This window comes from Mycobacterium hackensackense (assembly GCF_025822555.1).
Lineage (GTDB): Bacteria > Actinomycetota > Actinomycetes > Mycobacteriales > Mycobacteriaceae > Mycobacterium > Mycobacterium fluoranthenivorans.
Genome location: NZ_JACKUC010000031.1, coordinates 830,705 through 850,857 on the forward strand (window position 1 = coordinate 830,705; position 20,153 = coordinate 850,857).

Genomic DNA, 20,153 nt, shown 5'->3' on the forward strand with positions numbered 1-20,153 from the left:
ACAAGTCTGTCACGTCGCCGGCGCGCTCGACCCGGCTGGTTCGCCTCGCGTTGCCTTCCCGTCGCGTCGCTCGCCCAGCCGGCCGGTGCGATCCGCCCAGATGACGAAGATCACACTCGCCAACGGCACGATGCTGGCCAGCAATGCCGCCGCCCAGGTGGACAACGACCACGTGTGGGCCAGCCCGACCAGCAGCGCCAGCACCACGAAGGCGATGAAGATGCCACCGTGGATCGGGCCGAACACCTTCACGCCGATCTCGGTACGGGGTGTACCCAGGTACTTGAAGTACATCCCCACCAGCAGACCTACCCAGCTGACGGCTTCGGCGCCGGCCACCAGCCGGAACCAACTCGCGGCGCGTTCACCGCTGACCATGCGTGCCATAGGGCCCATTGTGCCCGAGCAACCACTGAGCTACTACGCCCTGTCGTTGAAGGTTGAGAACGCGCTCAGGGGCGGCGCAGGATCAGCGCGTCGCCCTGGCCGCCGGCTCCGCACAGCGCGGCGACGGCGTAACCCGAGCCCTTACGTGCCAGCTCCAGCGCCGCATGCAGGGTGATCCGGGCACCGGACATCCCAATCGGGTGGCCGATGGCAATGGCGCCGCCGTTGACGTTCACCTTGGCAGCGACAGCCGCCTCGTCCAACCCCAATTCGCGGGCCGACGCCAGCGACACCGCGGCGAACGCCTCGTTGATCTCGACGACATCGAGTTGATCGACCGTGATGCCCTCGCGCGCCATGGCCTTCTTGATCGCGTTGGCCGGCTGGCTCTGCAGCGTCGAGTCCGGACCGGCGACCACACCGTGCGCACCGATCTCGGCCAGCCAGCTCAGCCCGAGCTCCTGCGCCTTGGCCTTGCTCATCACGACGACCGCCGCGGCCCCGTCGGAGATCTGCGAGGCCGAACCGGCGGTGATGGTGCCGTCCTTACGAAACGCCGGCTTGAGCCCGCTCAGCGATTCCGCGGTGGTGTTGGCGCGAATGCCCTCATCCTCGTTGAACTCGAGCGGGTCACCCTTGCGCTGCGGGATCTGCACCGGCACGACCTCATCGGCGAAGACGCCGTCCTTCCAGGCCGCCGCCGCCTTCTGGTGCGATTGGGCGGCCAGCTCGTCCTGCTGGGCGCGGGTGAACTGGTCGACATCGTTGCGCTGCTCGGTGAGCGCGCCCATCGGCTGGTCGGTGAACACGTCGTACAGACCGTCGTAAGCCAGGTGATCCACCAGCGTGGTGTCGCCGTACTTGAAGCCCTCGCGACTCTTGGGCAGCAGGTGCGGGGCCTGGCTCATCGATTCCTGGCCACCGGCGACCACGACCTCGAACTCACCGGCGCGGATCAGCTGATCGGCCAGCGCGATGGCGTCGATACCCGACAGGCACATCTTGTTGATGGTCAGGGCGGGCACATCCCAGCCGATCCCGGCGGCGACGGCGGACTGGCGTGCCGGCATCTGGCCGGCGCCCGCGGTGAGCACCTGACCCATGATGACGTAGTCCACGGCGGAGGCGTCCACACCCGCCTTCTCCAGGGCGCCCTTGATGGCGATGGCCCCGAGGTCGCTGCCCGAGAAGCCCTTGAGCGAGCCCATCAGCTTGCCCACCGGGGTGCGGGCACCCGCAACGATCACCGAGGTCGTCATTTCCATCCTCCAAAGGTTCTGTAAAGCCCGCCGAACGAGCTTAGTGTGGCCTATCACACAGGCATAAAATCGACTATGTCAGGTTACTTTTAGTCTATGACCACCGAGCACGTCGACGCCCGTCCGGCCCTTGCCAGCGCACTGGTGACCGCCATCGACCACGTCGGTATCGCCGTGCCGGATCTGGACGTCGCGATCAAGTGGTATCACGACCACCTCGGCATGATCGTGCTGCACGAGGAGGTCAACGAGGAGCAGGGCGTCCGCGAGGCCATGCTCTCGGTGCGCGGCGCGGCCAAGGGCAGCGCGCAGATCCAGTTGCTCTCCCCGTTGGACGAGAAGTCCACCATCGCCAAGTTCATCGACACCCGCGGCCCCGGCCTGCAGCAGCTGGCCTACCGCACCAGCGATATCGACGCCCTCTCCGAGCGCCTGCGCGCCGACGGCGTGCGGCTGCTCTACGACGCACCGCGCCGCGGCACCGCGGACTCGCGGATCAACTTCATCCACCCCAAGGATGCCGGCGGTGTGCTGATCGAGCTGGTCGAACCCGCCGCCGACGGCGACCACTGACGAGTCACTAGCTCCACTTGCGGGTCGGGCCTCGGTTGGCCCTGTTGGCCCAGCACGGCGTATGCCAGTGCCTGCGGTCGTCGATATCGGCCTCGACACCACCCGGACTCGCCGGCCACACCAGCACATGCGCGGTCCCCGGCTTGATCTCGTGATCGCAACCGGGGCAGCGGTAGGTCTTCTCGGCACGCGCCGCCGGCACCGGCCGGACGTGGTAGTCGTAGCCGTCCGGCCCCGCTTCGACCCGCGGCGGCGACGGCAGGGGCCGCACCGGTTGCGCGCGCCGGTTCGGACGGCGGCCCATCAGAACAGCCGGAACTCGTCGTTGTCCATCCCACGCATCTTGTCGTAATCCAGTACGACACAACGAATTCCGCGATCCTCGGCCAGCGTGCGGGCCTGCGGCTTGATCTGCTGGGCGGCGAACACACCACTCACCGGCGCCAGCACGGTATCGCGGTTGAGCAGCTCCAGATAGCGGGTCAACTGTTCGACGCCGTCGATCTCACCGCGCCGCTTGATCTCCACGGCCACCGACCGACCGGTCTCATCCCGGCACATCAGGTCCACCGGGCCGATCGCCGTCATGTACTCGCGGCGCACCAGGGTGAAACCCGCCCCGAGCAGTTCGACGTGTTCGGCGAGCAGCACCTGCAGGTGTGCCTCGACACCGTCCTTGACCAATCCCGGGTCCACCCCGAGTTCATGGCTGGAGTCGTGCTCGATGTCCTGCACGGTGATGCGAAGCTGTTCCCCCGCCTTGTTCTCCACCACCCACACCATCTCGGCACCGTCGGCCGAGGCGTCCGGGACGCCCTCGGTGACCCAGCACGGCGGGCTCATCCAGTTCAGCGGCTTGTAGGCACGGTCGTCGGCGTGCACGCTCACCGAGCCGTCGGCCTTGAACAACAGCAGCCGACGGGCCGACGGGAGATGGGCGGTGAGGCGTCCGACGTAATCGACGGTGCATTGGGCGATGACGAGGCGCACCGAACCACCATAGATTGCCCGGGCGTTGTCACTAGGCTGACGCCACGATGACGGCCAAGAAGAGCACCGCGCAAAGACTCGGTCTGGTGTTGGAGAAGGTGACCAGCCAGAGCAGCCGGGTGCCGAGCACCCCGGCCTACGGATCATGGATTCTCGGTCGCGTTTCGGAGACCCAGCAACGCCGCCGCGTCCGCATCCAGACCATCCTCACCACGTTCGCACTCGGGGCCAATCTCATCGGTGTCGGCGTGGCCGTCCTGGTCGTCACGGTCACCTTCCCGGTCCCCGGCGTGTTCGACGCACGGGTCCGATGGATCACCTTCGCGGTGGCACCGGCCTACATCGTGCTGGCCTTCATCGTCGGGGTCGTCTGGGCGACAAACCGGGTCATCAACAACGTCCGGTGGGCGATCGAGGAACGCGAACCCACGCCGCAGGACCAGCGCAACACCTTCTTCGCGCCGTGGCGGCTCACCCGCGTCCTGCTGGCACTGTGGGGCGGCGGCACCGTCGTGCTGACCCTGCTATACGGACTACAGGACACCAACTACATCCCGAAGGTGCTGCTCGGCATCAGCTTTCCCGGCATCGTGGTCTCGGCAAGCTGCTACCTGTTCACCGAATTCGCCCTGCGGCCGGTGGCCGCACAGGCCCTCGAGGTCGGTCCCCCGCCGCGGCGGTTCGCCCCCGGCATCATGGGCCGGACACTGACGGTCTGGGCGCTCGGCTCCGGTGTGCCCGTGCTGGGCATCCTGCTGGCCGCGATCATCACGCTCTCGCTGCACATCGTGTCACCGACGCAGTTCACCGTCGCGGTGATGATCCTCGCGACCTTCGCGCTGGTGTTCGGCTTCATCCTGATGTGGATCCTGTCCTGGCTCACCGCCACCCCGGTGCGCGTCGTACGCGCCGCGCTCAACCGGGTGGAACGGGGCGACCTGGACACCGAGTTGGTGGTCTTCGACGGCACCGAACTCGGCCAGCTCCAGCGCGGCTTCAACTCGATGGTCGTCGGCCTGCGCGAGCGCGAACGCGTACGCGACCTGTTCGGGCAGCACGTCGGACGCGAGGTCGCGGCGCTGGCGGAGAAGGAACGGCCTCAACTCGGCGGTGAAGAACGCCATGCCGCAGTGATTTTCGTCGACGTGATCGGCTCGACCGCACTGGTGACCAGCCGCCCGGCGGTCGAGGTGGTCGCGCTGCTGAACCGGTTCTTCGCGGTCATCGTCGACGAGGTGGACCGCCACCACGGCCTGGTCAACAAGTTCGAGGGCGATGCGGTGCTGGCGGTATTCGGTGCGCCCGTCTCACTGCCGAACCCCGAGGACGAGGCGCTGGGGGCCGCCCGGGCGATCGCCACCAGGCTCCGCGCCGAGGTCCCCGAGCTGAAAGCCGGTATCGGTGTGACGGCGGGCCAGGTGGTGGCGGGCAACGTCGGCGCCAAGGACCGATTCGAGTACACCGTCATCGGCGAGCCGGTCAACGAGGCCGCCCGGTTGTGCGAATTCGCCAAGTCGGTGCCCGGCCATCTGGTGGCGTCTTCGGACACGCTGCGCGGCGCCACCGAAACCGAAAGCGCCCATTGGACTCTGGGTGACACCGTCACCCTGCGCGGGCTGGACGCGCCGACCAGGCTGGCACTACCGGTCTGAGAACTGCCCACGGATGAATGCCTGGGCGGCGTCCACGGCTTGCTCGATGGTCGCGTACCGGATGTTCTCGAACTCGGACCCCTCGGGGATCACCGCGCGGTCCGGGTCCACGATCAGCCCGGCCTTGCCGCGGTCGCGCAGCGCCGCACTCATCCCGGACAGCAGACCCCTGGCCGCGTCGTCGATATCGTCGACCCGCGAGACATCCAGGATCCCCACCGTGAAATCGTCGCAGCCGCGGTCGACGGTGCGCACCACTTGCTCCGCCCCGCAGAACAGCAGGTCACCGTGCGTCTCGTAGACCCGGATGTTGTCGTGTGGCTGGTAGACGGCCCGCAGGGTGGCGCGGGAATCCCGCGACACGGTGAGGAAGTGCAGCCCCAGCTGCTCGGACAGACTGCGGCACAACCGAACTCCCCGCACACTGTTGCCCTTGGCGTCCAGTAGCGGCGAGTAGACGCCGATGCCCACCTGTCCGGGCAGCACCGCCACGATCCCGCCGCCCACCCCACTCTTGGCCGGCATGCCGACCGCACTCACCCAGTCACCGGCCGCGTCGTACATCCCGCACGTCACCATCACCGACAAGGTGCGCCTGACCACCGCGGCGTCGGTGACCCGGCGGCCGGTCATCGGATTGATACCGCCGCGGGCCAGCGTGGCGGCCATCCGGGCCAGGTCGGTGGTCGTGACGTTGAACGAGCACTGCCTGAAGTACACGTCGAGCACGTCGTCGGGATCGCCGTCGAGCACACCGAAACTGGCCAGCATGTAGGCGATCGCGCGGTTGCGACTGCCGGTGCGCTTCTCCGATGCGTACACCTGCGGATCGATCTCCAGCTGTCTGCCCGCGAACGCCGAGTAGAACTCCTGGATCAGTGCGAACTTCTCATCGGGCGTGGCACCCGGAACCAGCGACACGGCCGCGATCGCACCGGCGTTGATCATCGGGTTCTTCGGTGTCTTGGTCGCGGGGTCGACGCTGATCTCGTTGAACGCCTCACCGGAGGGTTCGACGCCGATCTTCGCATCGACCGCCTGCTGCCCGATCTGATCCAGCGCGAGCGCATAGGTGAACGGCTTGGAGATCGACTGGATGGTGAATTCCAGTGCCGCATCCCCGGATTCGTAAACGAATCCATCGGAGGAAGAAAGCGAGACCCCGAATCCGTCCGGGTCGACAGTGGTCAGCTCCGGGATGTAGCTGGCCAGCGCGCCCTCGGCCACCCCGGCGTGCTCGGATCGGATCAGGTCCAGATACTGCTGTACCAGTGCGGCCACAACCGCAGAGTCTACGGCTGCGGGTAGGGCGCGAACCGGTTGTCGAATCCGTTCTTGCGGGTGGCGAGCTGCGCGGCCCGGTCGGCGGCGCCGACGTAAGTCGTCTCCGGGGGCAGCACGTCGCCGAGCTCGTCGAGGGTCACCAGCTGAGAGCCGACGGTCGGGGATGTCCCGTCCTGCAGCACCTGGAAGCGAATGGAGAGAGTGCCCTGATGCAGTCCACCGGTGGAAACCCAGTTCGCCACACCGGGATCGGTCGGCGACACCACGATCGTGTAGGTCCCGTCGTCGTTGGGTGCCGCCTGGGAGATGTTGAGGCTGGTCTGTTCGTTCCAGTAGTCCTTCGTGACGGTCCAGTCGTCGGTCACCGGGACGACGAAATATCCGGCGCCGTCCGGGTTGATCGTGAGCACCAGGGCCTGATCGTCGGCGAGCTGGAAGTAGCCCGCACTCTGCAGCTGGGTGGCCAGGAACTCGGCGTTGCGGGTCGGGTTGCGCAGCACGTTGGGTTCCTGACGTTGCCCCGTGGCCGGATCTGTGGTGGCGACGGCCATATAGGTGGCCTCGCGCTGAATGCCGAGCGCCATGATCACCGCGGTGACCGCGCCGCGCAGGACCGGAGGTACGGATGGAAGCGGCGGGATCAGCGAAACCAGTTTCGTCAGAACGGGATTGCGCACCACGGCCGGTCCGATCCGTGGAATGGCGAAGCCGCCGAGCTGGCTGAACAAGCTGTTCGGCGGACCTCCGACGCGGGTGATCTCCAGGCTCATCGGCACCTCGGTGCCCCAGTCCGACAACGTGTTGCGTGTCGCGATCAGGGTGGCGTCGGCGGGTAGTTGGAGGTGGTTGACGCGCCCGTTGGCCGGCGTCGAGTCCGCGGTGATGGTGAACGTACCGTCGGGGTTGACCGTGAAGTTGTCCTTGGTGAGCACCGCCGCGGTGTTCCCGGTCAGACCGGTCAGCACGCTGAACGTGGTGTCGGCCGGCACGTGGGCAGGGTCGGCGAACCGCCCGGTGATCACGTATTTCGACGCGCCGTTGACTCCCATGAAGCGGTAGATGGTGTCCGGGTTGTCGTACAGGATGCGGGAGGCGGGAACGGTCTGGCCCGGCTGATCGGACCAGGTGTGCGGCGGGGCCACCTGCATGACCACGGTGGGTTCGGCCGAGTTGAGCAGCTGCTGCTGGAAGGCGGATGCCATGGCGTACGCATTCACCGCGGCGTCCAGGCGATCGAGGTTCTCCTGGTCCGGTCCGCCGACCTTGTCGAACTGCTGCTTGGCAGCGGACAGGAACCCGGCACGCAGGGCGAGCTTCACCAACGCGACCGGCAGCGTGTTGACGACGCGCTTGGCCAGCTTCTCCGCGGCGAGCTGGTCCGGGGTGCCCAGCGGACTCGTCGCCCCAGCCGGCTGCGCGGTGACCGCGGCAACCTTTGCCGTGGCAGTGGTCGCCGCCGTGGCGGTGCGGGCGCGGGAAGCGGTGTCGTTGTCGTGGCCGATTTCGCGGCGTGCCACACCGGCAAGGGCCACGGCGGCCGGAGCGTCCTCGGGCGCTGGTGGGCGATCCGGCGCCTCGTCGTCGGGCTTGGTGGCACGCGGCTCTCCTTTCGCCGTGACCAGACGCGACAGCGTGCGCTGGGCTCGGACGAGCGGCCGCCGCGACGTCGCGGTCCGAGGGCTTCGACGGGCGGTCGACGATGCAGCGGTGCCGCCGTTGGAGGGTGCCGCTTCGGTGTCGGCCTTGGGCGTGGTTGCGGAGGCTGTGGTTGCGGAGGCAGGGGTGTGGTCCGCGCCCGTCTGGCTCACGCCGGCCGCGGGAGCGTCGGAAGGGGTCTCCGCGGCTGCGATACCCGGGGAGTTGGCGATCGCGGCTCCGATCCCCAAGGCCACGGCCAGCCCGCCGATCCGTCCGATGAATGCTGCGCTGCTGGACAATCTGCACCTCTTCTGTGACGGCGATCACAAACCTGTATAGCAGTGCCGAAACCGCGGCATATCCAAACGTTCGATGCCGGTTGCGCCCGCGACCACCCGTTCGGACGGCCTCCCTCGGCATTCGCGTGTCACCGACTCATCCTCAGCGGGCGGAGCAAACTTGCACAACCATGATTGATATGTCAATCTTTGCCTCCCTGAGGTGGCCGCCGATGGTGGCGTGACAATCGGCTGCGGGTCCACCCCAGGTATCGAGGGGGCGCGACGGTGGTCAGGCGCGACGCGACTGACCACCCTCGTGAATTCCCGATGTGCCCGACTTCGCGTCCGCGGGTTACCCGAGAAGTTCAGCAGAGGATCGCTGTACACTCGCCGGGTGCAAGGGTCGGATGCCGCGGTCGAGGGCACCACACCGCGACGTGGCCGGCCGAAGACCGCAGGGCTGCAAGAGGCCCGGCGCAAGGCCATCGTCACAGCGGCGTTCGCGGTGTTCACCCAGAAGGGGTATGACGAGACCTCCATCGCCGATATCGCGGCTCATGCCGGAATCGGCCACGGCACCATTTACCGGTACTTCACCAGCAAACGCGAGATCCTGGATCACGTCTTCGATTTCGCGGTGGAGAAAACTGTGCGCGCCCTCTCCTTCGAAGAACTCACACTGGCCCTGGCCGACCGCGAAGAGGCACGTGAATTGGTGCAGACAGTCGGCACGCGCCTTTTCGAACTGGTCGACCGCGAGCCCGGACTACTCAAACTGATCACTGTGCAATGCAGTGCGATCGACCCGGAGCTGCGCGAACGGGTCACCGGGCTGTACTCCATGCTGGACGCCGAATTATCGCGTGGCCTGCACCATCTGGCCCCGTCGACCGATGACGACGGCGAGTGGGCGCGGATGGGCCGTCTCGCGATCGGCATGATCGGCCCCGGCCTGGTGATGACGCTTCTCGGCGATTCCGACGCCGCCAAGCGCACGCACTTCCTGCAATCGGCGCAGGCGTTGGTCGATCGTGGCGTGCTGACCGTCCCGGAGGGGGCGGCCGAATGACCGCAACGCCGGCCTCCGATCGCGCATCGCAGCTGTACGCGGCGGCCGTCGAGTTGTTCATGGCGAACGGCTACCGCGAGGTCGACGTCGCCGAGATCGCGGCAGCTGCCGGCGCCAGCCACGGCACGTTCTACAACTACTTCCGCAACAAGCGCGACGTCCTCACCGCCATCCAAGCGACCACCGAAACCGAGATCCTCTCCACGGTCAGCCCGGCCGAAGGTGCACCGCCACCCACCACCCGCGAGGACTTCATTGCCCAGTTCCAGGTTCGGATCTCCGGCGCCATAGCCTATTTCGTCGAGCGGGCAGAGTTCATGGCATTCATCGCGCTGACCGCTGCCGGGGTCGATGACGCCGCACTCGCCGCCACCCTCACCACCTATCAGCGCGCGGCCCAGCAGTTCACCCGGCTCTTCGAGCATGGCCGCGAACAAGGCTGGGTGCATCGCGATCTCGATCTGGATGTCGCGGGACAAGCTGCGGTGTCCGCGATCATCACGACGGTGCTGCCGGCCCTGGTCGGCGGCGCCGACGAGGTGGACATCGAGGAAGCCACGGTGCTGTGCACCAACTATCTCCTGTACGGGATGCGCGACCTACCGCATCCTCGTTGACTCCCATTGTGCGATGCGCCGGCCCATCGCGGTGGCCGGCTCCCCGCCCAGAATCCACTCCTCCGAGATCGCCCGCCAGGGTCCACTGGACTGCAGATCGCCCAGTAGCGCACACACACTCATCTCGGTTCGTCGCGAGAACAGGTGCTCACGCGGAACTCGTTGGCGGTACATGCCTTTGCGGAACTCCGAGCGAGGCAGGATCGCCTGGGACAGCGACCGGTAGGCGACCTTGGGGGTCAAGGTGACCACGCCGGGCGCAAGATGCCAAGCAGCCACAGTGGTCAGGTAATCCATCACCATCTCTTCGGGCATCGCCGTCTCGTCGACGATGAACCCACCGGCGCGGGCGAACTCATAGGCCGTCCGAGAATCCCCGGCGAGCACCGCACCGAGAACCTTCCGTTCCAGCTCGAGCTGCGCCGAGTCCATGGCCAGGTACAGTCCGAAATCCACGAATCCCACCGCACCGTCGGCAAGCACCACGATATTGCCCGGATGGGGATCGGCACAGAACCGCCCGGTGGTGTGCACACCACCGCAGTAGAAGCGATAGACGGCCTCACCAAGGTGGTCCGCCACTTCCGGTTGCACCGGACCGAGTTGGTCGAGCGTGGTGCCGTCCAGATACTCACTGGTCAGTATCTTTGCGGTACAGAGACTTTCAATGGGTTCAGGGATGCGGAACACCGGATGGCCGAGGTGGTCCTGGTACACCTGGCGGTGATTGGCGAACTCCCGCCGATAATCCAGCTCGAGAAGAATCTGGTGACTCAGCTCGTCGACCAACTCCTCGAGGCCCACATTCGGTAAATCGCGGGACCGCAGACGGACCAGCAGCGCAAGGTTTTTCAGATCGGCGCGCACCGATGACTGGGCCGACGGGTACTGCACCTTGATGGCCACCGCCCTGCCGTCGTCGAGCTCACCGCGGTAGACCTGTCCCAGCGATGCCGACGCCAGCGGTTCGGGTTCGATGGACACCAACCGCCTTCGCCGGTCCCCCAGTTCGCGATCGATGACGCGGAACATGGCCGCATTGGCGACCGCGGGTGCACGCCGGTACAGCGGGGCCAGTCGCCGGGAGAACTCATCGCGCGCCTCCGCCGAACTGAGCCCGAGGTTCAGCAGCGACATCGCCTGCCCGAGTTTCATCGCGGCGCCCTTCATCGCGCCGAGTGCCGACACCAGATCGTCGGCAAGCCGCAGCACCTCGGCATCCCGGGCGGCGGCTTTCTCGTCGTCGGACATGAACGGTTCTCGCGCCCGCCGGAGGGCCCCGCGTGATACGTGCGTGACCGCCACTTTGCTCAGACGTGCGCCGCGGGCCACTCGGCCTTGCGGCTGCCGATCGTCAGGCACCTTCACGCCCACATGTCAGTACAGCAATCATGTTTCAGTTGCCGTTGCGGCGAGATCGTCATCAGAGGATGACCAACAGCAGCTGTGACCACGTCTGTACGCCCCCCATTGGCCGTAACTTGGCGAATTCGCACGTCGGCGATCCGTCGACGGTGGCACAGAATTTTCCTGAGTGCAACTTTGCGCGCGGAGTCGTCAGCGCGCCGCAGCAACCTTCTGGAAATTAGCCGACTGGCATGTCAGTATTGGTCGGATTCGCGGCTCGCGGTACGGGAGGACCGGCAGGGCTGCACAGGTGACACCACAGGGGGAGACAGATGACGACGGATATCACGCGCATGGCGTGGCGATCAGCCTGGACCGGTACTTATGCACGACGCCGCGACGACGCATGAATCCGAATGAGACTCGACCGTTGCTGCAGAAGATCGACAAGGGCTCGGCGTCGTCAGCCCGCCCGGCGCTGGTGTTCATCCACGGCGCCGGCCATTCGGCTCAGTGCTGGGACGAGCACTTCCTGGACTACTTCGCCGACCGCGGTTACCGCGCCATCGCCCCGGACATGCACGGGCGAGGGTGCGGCGCTTCCATCGCCGACCGCGTCAGTCGCGTCCACGCCCTCGCCGCCGATCTGCCGTCCGCACCGATCCTGATCGGCCATGCCAGCGGCGGGTACCTCGTCCAGGAGTACCTGCGCACACACCGCACTCCGGCGGCGGTGTTGCTCTGCTCCGCCCCATCGCCCACTCACCTGTCGGCGATGATGCGCGGAACCCGCCTGCGGGATCTGCTCTTCGGGGCGGGCACTGCGGATGCACTCGTCGAAGCCTGCTATGCCGACAGGGACGACGACGCCCTGCGCTCACTGTCCCCCGCTCTGGACCCGACGCAGGAACCCAGACCGAAGCTGCGACTGCTCAGGCCCTATGACACGCTGACCCCACTGCTGGTCATCGACGGCAGCCGGGATTCCTGGGACCCCTCGGTGGCCCGGTCTCTGGCCCGCGACCACCACACCAAAGCCGAACTGATGCCCGGCCTGCGGCACGACGCGATGCACGGACCCGGATGGATGGCCGTGGCCGAACGCATCCGGCGCTGGGTCGAGGCCGTACACCTTCGGGTCTCCGCTGCGCGGACCATCGGCCCACCGGATCGGGTACACCGATTCGGCGTGGTGGGTACGTCGGCCCGCACCACCGTCACGCCGAGCAGTCCCCCGCGGGGAGGGCGGCGATGACCGCGGTGCAGTACGCGCCGCCACATTGATGTCGTTTTCCCGCTAGTAGTGTCGGTGGGTGCGTGTCAGGCTGAATGCATGCACGACGATTTCGACCGCTGTTACCGGGCCGTCCAGTCCAAGGACGCGCGCTTCGACGGCTGGTTCGTCACCGCCGTACTCACCACTGGAATCTATTGCCGCCCAAGCTGCCCCGTCCGTCCGCCACTGGCCCGCAACGTCCAGTTCCATCCGACGGCGGCGGCCGCGCAGCGCTTGGGCTTCCGAGCCTGTAAGCGGTGCCGCCCCGATGCGTCGCCGGGGTCTCCGGAATGGAATGTCCGCGGCGATGTGGTCGCCCGCGCCATGCGGCTGATCGCCGACGGCACCGTCGATCGGTCCGGCGTCACCGGACTGGCGGCCCACCTCGGCTACACCACCCGACAGTTGGAACGGCTCCTCCAGGCCGAAGTCGGCGCCAATCCGCTGGCGCTGGCCCGGGCGCAGCGCACCCAGACCGCGCGCATCCTCATCGAGACGACCGATCTTCCCTTCGGGGACGTCGCCTTCGCCGCCGGGTTCGCGAGCATCCGCCAGTTCAACGACACCGTGCGTGAGGTCTGCGCCCTCACCCCCACCGACTTGCGCCGACGGGCGCGGACCAGGTTCGGCCGCGAGGACCATGCCACCTCCGATGTGCTGTCGTTACGGCTGCCGGTCCGGACGCCGTTCGCCTTTGAAGGACTGTTCGGGCATCTGGCCGCGAGCGCGGTACCCGGCGTCGAGGAGGTCCGCGACGGTGCCTATCGCCGGACGCTTGGCCTTGCCTTCGGGTCAGCAGTGGTGAGCCTGACACCGCAACCAGACCATGTCCGCTGCCGCCTGGTGGTCGACGACTTCCGTGACTTGTCGGCGGCGATCGCCCGCTGCCGGCGGCTGCTCGATCTCGATGCCGATCCGACGGCAGTGGTGGAGGCGCTGAGCACCGACTCGCACCTCGCTGCGTTGGTGGCCAAGGCACCTGGGCAGCGCATACCGCGCACAGTGGACGAAGACGAACTCGCGGTCCGGGTGGTTCTGGGGCAACAGGTGTCCCTCAAGGCTGCGCGCACGCATGCCCACCGGCTTGCGGTCAGGTACGGCACCCCCGTCGCAGATGCGGGCGGCGCCCTGACACATACGTTCCCCTCGGTGGAACAACTGAGCGAGATGGACCCGGACCGGTTGGCCATGCCCGGGGCGCGACGCCGAACCCTCATCGCCCTGGTGGCCGCCCTTGCCGCCGGCGAGGTCGAGCTCGATGCCGGCGTCGACTGGAACCGGGCCCGGGCTCAGCTGCTGGCCTTGCCGGGAATCGGTCCGTGGACGGCCGAAGTGGTGGCGATGCGTGGGCTCGGGGACCCGGATGCCTTCCCCGTCACCGATCTCGGCGTCAGGGCGGCAGCCGCGTCTGTCGGGCTGCCTACCGCAGCGGCCGCCCTCACCGCGCACAGCACGCGGTGGCGCCCCTGGCGTGCCTACGCCACCCAACATCTGTGGACCGCATTGGACCATGCCGTCAACGACTGGCCGCCCACCGAGAATCAGCAGGAGAAACGATGATGAGGTTCCGCTCGATCGACAGTCCCGTGGGGCTGCTCACGTTGGCGGGGCGAGACGGACGATTGATGCACCTTCGTATGGTGGATCAGACGTACGAGCCGGACCGCGCCGACTGGCAGCTCGACGAACACGCCTTTCCCGAGGCGGTGGAGCAGTTGAATGCCTATTTCGCCGGCACCCGCACGCACTTCGACCTGGATCTCGAATTGATGGGGACCGCATTCCAACGCAAGGTGTGGCAGGCTCTGCTGACCATTCCTTTCGGCGAAACACGGTCATACGGCGAAATCGCCGAGCAGATCGGCTCGCCCACCGCATACCGCGCCGTGGGATTGGCCAACGGCCATAATCCGGTGGGCATCATCGTGCCGTGCCACCGAGTGATCGGCGCCAATGGCAATCTCACCGGCTATGGCGGCGGATTGGACAAGAAGAGGGCGCTCCTGGAAATGGAGAAGAGCAGGAATTCGCCGGCACTGTTCTGAAAATGTGCGAAGGTTTTTGTCAGGGACGAAAATGCCCAAATGCACAAATGCCTCGGCCCTCCAATCTGGGATTGGAGGGCCGAGGGCTTTAAATTGTGTTCGGCGGTGTCCTACTTTTCCACCCGAAAGGGTAGTATCATCGGCGCTGGTAGGCTTAGCTGAATGCACAAATGCCTCGGCCCTCCAATCTGGGATTGGAGGGCCGAGGGCTTTAAATTGTGTTCGGCGGTGTCCTACTTTTCCACCCGAAAGGGTAGTATCATCGGCGCTGGTAGGCTTAGCTTCCGGGTTCGGGATGGGTCCGGGCGTTTCCCTACCGCTATGGCCGCCGTAACTCTATTCACTTTTCAGTGACCCCCTCGTGGGGGGAAATCTGTGGGTGTGTTTTGGTGGTGGGGTGCAGTCAAAATTGTTTGATCTGCTGTGGATATGTGTGGTTGCGGGCAATGTGTTGTGCGTCTTTTTTCTTACACATGGTTTTGTTTGTTACCCCACTTTTGTTGGGGTGTGTGTAAGTTTTCGGCCGGTTAGTACCAGTTCCCTGAACCTATTACTAGGTGTACAGGTCTGGCCTATCAATCCCGTGGTCTGCGGGGGGCCTTATCCCTCTAAAAGGGTGAGAAGCCTGGTCTTGGAAGAGGTTTCCCGCTTAGATGCTTTCAGCGGTTATCCTGTCCGAACGTAGCTATCCAGCCGTGCCCCTGGTGGGACAACTGGTAAACCAGAGGTTCGTCCGTCCCGGTCCTCTCGTACTAGGGACAGGTTTCCTCAAGCTTCTGACGCGCGCGGCGGATAGAGACCGAACTGTCTCACGACGTTCTAAACCCAGCTCGCGTGCCGCTTTAATGGGCGAACAGCCCAACCCTTGGGACCTGCTCCAGCCCCAGGATGCGACGAGCCGACATCGAGGTGCCAAACCATCCCGTCGATATGGACTCTTGGGGAAGATCAGCCTGTTATCCCCGGGGTACCTTTTATCCGTTGAGCGACACCCCTTCCATTCAGAGGTGCCGGATCACTAGTCCCGACTTTCGTCCCTGCTCGACATGTCCGTCTCGCAGTCAAGCTCCCTTGTGCACTTACACTCAACACCTGATTGCCATCCAGGTTGAGGGAACCTTTGGGCGCCTCCGTTACATTTTAGGAGGCAACCGCCCCAGTTAAACTACCCACCAGGCACTGTTCCTGAACCGGATATACGGTTCGAGGTTAGAGGCCCAATACGGTCAGAGTGGTATTTCAACAATGACTCCACACACACTGGCGTGCATGCTTCACAGTCTCCCACCTATCCTACACAAACCGAACCGAGCACCAATACCAAGTTGTAGTGAAGGTCCCGGGGTCTTTTCGTCCTGCCGCGCGTAACGAGCATCTTTACTCGTAGTGCAATTTCGCCGAGTCTATGGTTGAGACAGTTGAGAAGTCGTTACGCCATTCGTGCAGGTCGGAACTTACCCGACAAGGAATTTCGCTACCTTAGGATGGTTATAGTTACCACCGCCGTTTACTGGGGCTTAAATTCTCCGCTTCACCCTTACGAGTTAACGGGTCCTCTTAACCTTCCAGCACCGGGCAGGCGTCAGTCCGTATACATCGTCTTGCGACTTCGCACGGACCTGTGTTTTTAGTAAACAGTCGCTTCTCACTGGTTTGTGCCACCCCCCACCGCTGCCGGCCGCAAAGGCCATGACAGTAGGAGGTCCCCCTTCTCCCGAAGTTACGGGGGCATTTTGCCGAGTTCCTTAACCATAGTTCACTCGTACGCCTTAGTATTCTCTACCTGACCACCTGTGTTGGTTTGGGGTACGGGCCGTGTGTGAGCTCGCTAGAGGCTTTTCTTGGCAGCATAGGATCACCGAATTCGCCTCAATCGGCTATGCATCACCTCTCAGGATTCACGAGACCCGGATTTACCTAGGCCTCTCCCTACCGGCTTGCCCCAGTATTACCACTGACTGGTACGGCTACCTTCCTGCGTCACCCCATCGCTTGACTACTACCAGAGAAGGTCCCGCGCAGCGCATGCAATCCTCACACCCGAAGGTGATCGGTAACGCATGTTTTGGGCGGTTAGTACCTCTGATTCATCATGGGCGCGCACACACGGGTACGGGAATATCAACCCGTTGTCCATCGACTACGCCTGTCGGCCTCGCCTTAGGTCCCGACTCACCCTGGGCGGACTGGCCTGCCCCAGGAACCCTTGGTCTTTCGGCGGGCAAGGTTCTCACTTGCCTTATCGCTACTCATGCCTGCATTCTCACTCCCACACCCTCCACAGCTCCATTACCAGGCTGCTTCACTGGGTGCAGGACGCTCCCCTACCCATCCAACAAAGTTGAATGCCGCGACTTCGGCGGTGTGCTTGAGCCCCGCTACATTATCGGCGCACAATCACTTGACCAGTGAGCTATTACGCACTCTTTCAAGGGTGGCTGCTTCTAAGCCAACCTCCTGGTTGTCTTCGCGACTGCACATCCTTTTCCACTTAGCACACGCTTAGGGGCCTTAGTCGGCGATCTGGGCTGTTTCCCTCTCGACGCACGGAGCTTATCCCCCGCCGTCTCACTGCCACGCTTACACTTACCGGCATTCGGAGTTTGGCTGACGTCAGTAACCTTGTGAGGCCCATCGGCCATCCAGTAGCTCTACCTCCGGCAAGAAACACGCAACGCTGCACCTAAATGCATTTCGGGGAGAACCAGCTATCACGGAGTTTGATTGGCCTTTCACCCCTACCCACAACTCATCCCCTCAGTCTTCAACCTAAGTGGGTTCGGGCCTCCACGCGGTCTTACCCGCGCTTCACCCTGGCCATGGGTAGATCACTCCGCTTCGGGTCCAGAACACACCACTACACCAACCCCTACGGATTGGATACGCCCTATTCAGACTCGCTTTCGCTGCGGCTACCCCACACGGGTTAACCTCGCGACATGTCCCTGACTCGCAGGCTCATTCTTCAAAAGGCACGCCATCACCCCACGACAAGTCGAGGGCTCTGACGGATTGTAGGCACACGGTTTCAGGTACTATTTCACTCCCCTCCCGGGGTACTTTTCACCATTCCCTCACGGTACTAATCCGCTATCGGTCATTGGGAAGTATTCAGGCTTACCGGATGGTCCCGGCAGATTCACAGCAGATTTCACGGGCCCGCTGCTACTCGGGGACAGTTCCACAACAGGGTGCACATTTTCGCGTACCGGGCTCTCACCGTCTACGGCAGGCCATCCCAAGACCACTTCCGCTAACACACACCTTTATCACTGTTGCCCTCATCGGCGGATGAGAGAAGAAACGCCCCACAACCCCGCACACACAACCCCCGCCGGGTATCACATGCATACGGTTTAGCCATCCTCCGCTTTCGCTCGCCACTACTCACGGAATCACTTTTGTTTTCTCTTCCTACGGGTACTGAGATGTTTCACTTCCCCGCGTTCCCCCCCACACCCTATATATTCAGGTGTGGGTAACACGACATCACTCGTGCTGGGTTTCCCCATTCGGACATCCTCGGATCCACGCTCGGTTGGCAGCTCCCCGAGGCATAACGCAGCCTCCCACGTCCTTCATCGGCTCCCAATGCCAAGGCATCCACCATGCGCCCTTAAACACTTACAACACAAAAAAACCAGAATAAAGAAAAAAGAAATTGCACATCACAACACACAAAACAATCAGACCACCAACCCGAAGGCCAGCAGCCAAACAATTCTGCGTGCAAGATGCTCGCAACCACTATCCACAAATCAAACACCACACCCCACCACCAAAGCAGGGCAACAACAAACACCACCAACCCCAACGGGTCGAAGGCCGACAACCCCTACCACGTAGGCACGGGTGTCGCAGGGCCTGTTGTCTCAAAGCCCAATAGTGTGTCTGGCAGTTTTACAAGTTTGTTGTTGCACCAGACCCCCACCCACTACAGGCGAAAGGCCATCCAACGAATCGCCTGACAATCGGCTGATCCCGCAATCTACGGGGCCGGCCAGGTCTCGTGGTGCTCCTTAGAAAGGAGGTGATCCAGCCGCACCTTCCGGTACGGCTACCTTGTTACGACTTCGTCCCAATCGCCGATCCCACCTTCGACGGCTCCCTCCACAAGGGTTAGGCCACCGGCTTCGGGTGTTACCGACTTTCATGACGTGACGGGCGGTGTGTACAAGGCCCGGGAACGTATTCACCGCAGCGTTGCTGATCTGCGATTACTAGCGACTCCGACTTCACGGGGTCGAGTTGCAGACCCCGATCCGAACTGAGACCGGCTTTACAAGGATTCGCTCCACCTCACGGCATCGCAGCCCTTTGTACCGGCCATTGTAGCATGTGTGAAGCCCTGGACATAAGGGGCATGATGACTTGACGTCATCCCCACCTTCCTCCGAGTTGACCCCGGCAGTCTCCTACGAGTCCCCGGCATAACCCGCTGGCAACATAGGACAAGGGTTGCGCTCGTTGCGGGACTTAACCCAACATCTCACGACACGAGCTGACGACAGCCATGCACCACCTGCACACAGGCCACAAGGGAACCAATATCTCTACTGGCGTCCTGTGCATGTCAAACCCAGGTAAGGTTCTTCGCGTTGCATCGAATTAATCCACATGCTCCGCCGCTTGTGCGGGCCCCCGTCAATTTCTTTGAGTTTTAGCCTTGCGGCCGTACTCCCCAGGCGGGGTACTTAATGCGTTAGCTACGGCACGGATCCCAAGGAAGGAAACCCACACCTAGTACCCACCGTTTACGGCGTGGACTACCAGGGTATCTAATCCTGTTCGCTCCCCACGCTTTCGCTCCTCAGCGTCAGTTACTGCCCAGAGACCCGCCTTCGCCACCGGTGTTCCTCCTGATATCTGCGCATTCCACCGCTACACCAGGAATTCCAGTCTCCCCTGCAGTACTCAAGTCTGCCCGTATCGCCCGCACGCCCACAGTTAAGCTGTGAGTTTTCACGAACAACGCGACAAACCACCTACGAGCTCTTTACGCCCAGTAATTCCGGACAACGCTCGGACCCTACGTATTACCGCGGCTGCTGGCACGTAGTTGGCCGGTCCTTCTTCTGCACATACCGTCACTTGCGCTTCGTCTGTGCTGAAAGAGGTTTACAACCCGAAGGCCGTCATCCCTCACGCGGCGTCGCTGCATCAGGCTTGCGCCCATTGTGCAATATTCCCCACTGCTGCCTCCCGTAGGAGTCTGGGCCGTATCTCAGTCCCAGTGTGGCCGGTCACCCTCTCAGGCCGGCTACCCGTCGTCGCCTTGGTAGGCCATTACCCCACCAACAAGCTGATAGGCCGCGGGCCCATCCCACACCGCAAAAGCTTTCCACCACACCCCATGAAGAATGCGGTCATATTCGGTATTAGACCCAGTTTCCCAGGCTTATCCCAAAGTGCAGGGCAGATCACCCACGTGTTACTCACCCGTTCGCCACTCGAGCACCCCGAAGGGCCTTTCCGTTCGACTTGCATGTGTTAAGCACGCCGCCAGCGTTCGTCCTGAGCCAGAATCAAACTCTCCAAACAAAAACCCCCACACCCCAAAGGCGCAGGCAGAATTCGAATCAGAAAAATCCGATCACTAACAAAAGACACCAAAACTGGCATCCAAAAAAACAGCCACCCACCAAACTCAGGAAGACGGGAATCCCCCCAAAAACGAGTGGCCAAAAAACAACAAACAAAAACCACCAAACACACTATTGAGTTCTCAAACAACA

General features: G+C 63.7%; 14 protein-coding genes and 3 rRNA genes. 7 read left to right on the plus strand and 10 right to left on the minus strand.

From position 1 onward, the window contains the following. Positions 1-9 precede the first annotated feature (9 nt). On the minus strand, positions 10-396 hold the full coding sequence (locus H7J86_RS24040) for a DUF3817 domain-containing protein (RefSeq protein ID WP_372517322.1): 387 nt from the start codon (positions 394-396) through the stop codon (positions 10-12). A 56-nt stretch (positions 397-452) separates the two neighbouring features. Beyond that, a complete protein-coding gene (locus H7J86_RS24045; RefSeq protein WP_090352858.1) occupies positions 453-1,646 on the minus strand; it encodes an acetyl-CoA C-acetyltransferase in 1,194 nt (397 codons plus the stop codon). 96 nt (positions 1,647-1,742) lie between these two features. Between H7J86_RS24045 and mce the strand changes: the two genes are divergently transcribed. Continuing rightward, on the plus strand, positions 1,743-2,219 hold the full coding sequence (gene mce, locus H7J86_RS24050) for a methylmalonyl-CoA epimerase (RefSeq protein ID WP_090352857.1): 477 nt from the start codon (positions 1,743-1,745) through the stop codon (positions 2,217-2,219). A gap of 7 nt (positions 2,220-2,226) precedes the next feature. On the opposite strand, the gene H7J86_RS24055 is transcribed toward mce, so the two are convergent. Both H7J86_RS24055 and nucS read right to left on the minus strand, forming a co-directional pair. Then, positions 2,227-2,523 carry an Rv1322 family protein gene (locus H7J86_RS24055; RefSeq protein WP_090352855.1) on the minus strand — a complete coding sequence of 99 codons (297 nt, stop codon included), beginning with the start codon at positions 2,521-2,523 and terminating at the stop codon, positions 2,227-2,229. Next, positions 2,523-3,209, minus strand: a complete 687-nt coding sequence (gene nucS, locus H7J86_RS24060; protein ID WP_267293867.1) for an endonuclease NucS — start codon at positions 3,207-3,209, stop codon at positions 2,523-2,525. Before nucS ends, H7J86_RS24055 begins: the two co-directional genes overlap by 1 nt. 47 nt (positions 3,210-3,256) lie before the next feature. On the opposite strand from nucS, the gene H7J86_RS24065 reads away from it, so the two are divergent. Then, positions 3,257-4,861 carry an adenylate/guanylate cyclase domain-containing protein gene (locus tag H7J86_RS24065; RefSeq protein ID WP_090352851.1) on the plus strand — a complete coding sequence of 535 codons (1,605 nt, stop codon included), beginning with the start codon at positions 3,257-3,259 and terminating at the stop codon, positions 4,859-4,861. On the opposite strand, the gene glsA is transcribed toward H7J86_RS24065, so the two are convergent. Together glsA and H7J86_RS24075 are read right to left on the minus strand one after the other, a co-directional pair. Beyond that, entirely contained in the window at positions 4,850-6,142 is a 1,293-nt protein-coding gene (glsA, locus tag H7J86_RS24070; protein WP_267293869.1) for a glutaminase A, read from the minus strand. The two genes, H7J86_RS24065 and glsA, sit on opposite strands and share 12 nt — an antisense overlap. 11 nt (positions 6,143-6,153) lie before the next feature. Then, positions 6,154-8,082, minus strand: a complete 1,929-nt coding sequence (locus H7J86_RS24075; RefSeq protein ID WP_267293871.1) for a DUF1214 domain-containing protein — start codon at positions 8,080-8,082, stop codon at positions 6,154-6,156. 376 nt (positions 8,083-8,458) lie between these two features. Here H7J86_RS24075 and H7J86_RS24080 point away from each other — a divergent pair, with 376 nt between their 5' ends. After that, the gene (locus H7J86_RS24080; RefSeq protein WP_267293873.1) at positions 8,459-9,133 is read left to right on the plus strand and encodes a TetR/AcrR family transcriptional regulator; all 675 of its coding nucleotides are present in this window, start codon (positions 8,459-8,461) and stop codon (positions 9,131-9,133) included. Next, on the plus strand, positions 9,130-9,750 hold the full coding sequence (locus H7J86_RS24085; RefSeq protein ID WP_267293875.1) for a TetR/AcrR family transcriptional regulator: 621 nt from the start codon (positions 9,130-9,132) through the stop codon (positions 9,748-9,750). The genes H7J86_RS24080 and H7J86_RS24085 overlap by 4 nt, the downstream gene beginning before the upstream one ends. Here H7J86_RS24085 and H7J86_RS24090 read toward each other — a convergent pair. Then, positions 9,733-11,001 carry an ABC1 kinase family protein gene (locus H7J86_RS24090; RefSeq protein WP_267293877.1) on the minus strand — a complete coding sequence of 423 codons (1,269 nt, stop codon included), beginning with the start codon at positions 10,999-11,001 and terminating at the stop codon, positions 9,733-9,735. The genes H7J86_RS24085 and H7J86_RS24090 overlap by 18 nt on opposite strands. Positions 11,002-11,527: 526 nt before the next feature. On the opposite strand from H7J86_RS24090, the gene H7J86_RS24095 reads away from it, so the two are divergent. From H7J86_RS24095 to H7J86_RS24105, 3 genes are all read left to right on the plus strand, one after another. After that, complete coding sequence (locus tag H7J86_RS24095; RefSeq protein WP_267293879.1) at positions 11,528-12,352, plus strand: alpha/beta hydrolase; 825 nt, start codon at positions 11,528-11,530, stop codon at positions 12,350-12,352. Between the two features lie 78 nt (positions 12,353-12,430). Further along, positions 12,431-13,933, plus strand: coding sequence for a DNA-3-methyladenine glycosylase 2 family protein (locus tag H7J86_RS24100; RefSeq protein WP_267293881.1), 1,503 nt, complete (start codon positions 12,431-12,433; stop codon positions 13,931-13,933). After that, on the plus strand, positions 13,930-14,418 hold the full coding sequence (locus H7J86_RS24105) for a methylated-DNA--[protein]-cysteine S-methyltransferase (protein ID WP_090352841.1): 489 nt from the start codon (positions 13,930-13,932) through the stop codon (positions 14,416-14,418). Before H7J86_RS24100 ends, H7J86_RS24105 begins: the two co-directional genes overlap by 4 nt. Positions 14,419-14,638: 220 nt before the next feature. Here the strand turns inward: H7J86_RS24105 and rrf are convergent. The 3 genes from rrf to H7J86_RS24120 all read right to left on the minus strand — a co-directional run bounded on the left by rrf (position 14,639) and on the right by H7J86_RS24120 (position 19,959). Then, a 5S ribosomal RNA gene (gene rrf / locus H7J86_RS24110) occupies positions 14,639-14,751 on the minus strand. Between the two features lie 174 nt (positions 14,752-14,925). Beyond that, a 23S ribosomal RNA gene (locus H7J86_RS24115) occupies positions 14,926-18,048 on the minus strand. 393 nt (positions 18,049-18,441) lie between these two features. Further along, positions 18,442-19,959, minus strand: a 16S ribosomal RNA gene (locus H7J86_RS24120). Together the 16S, 23S and 5S rRNA genes form the textbook arrangement of a ribosomal RNA operon. Positions 19,960-20,153: the final 194 nt, after the last annotated feature.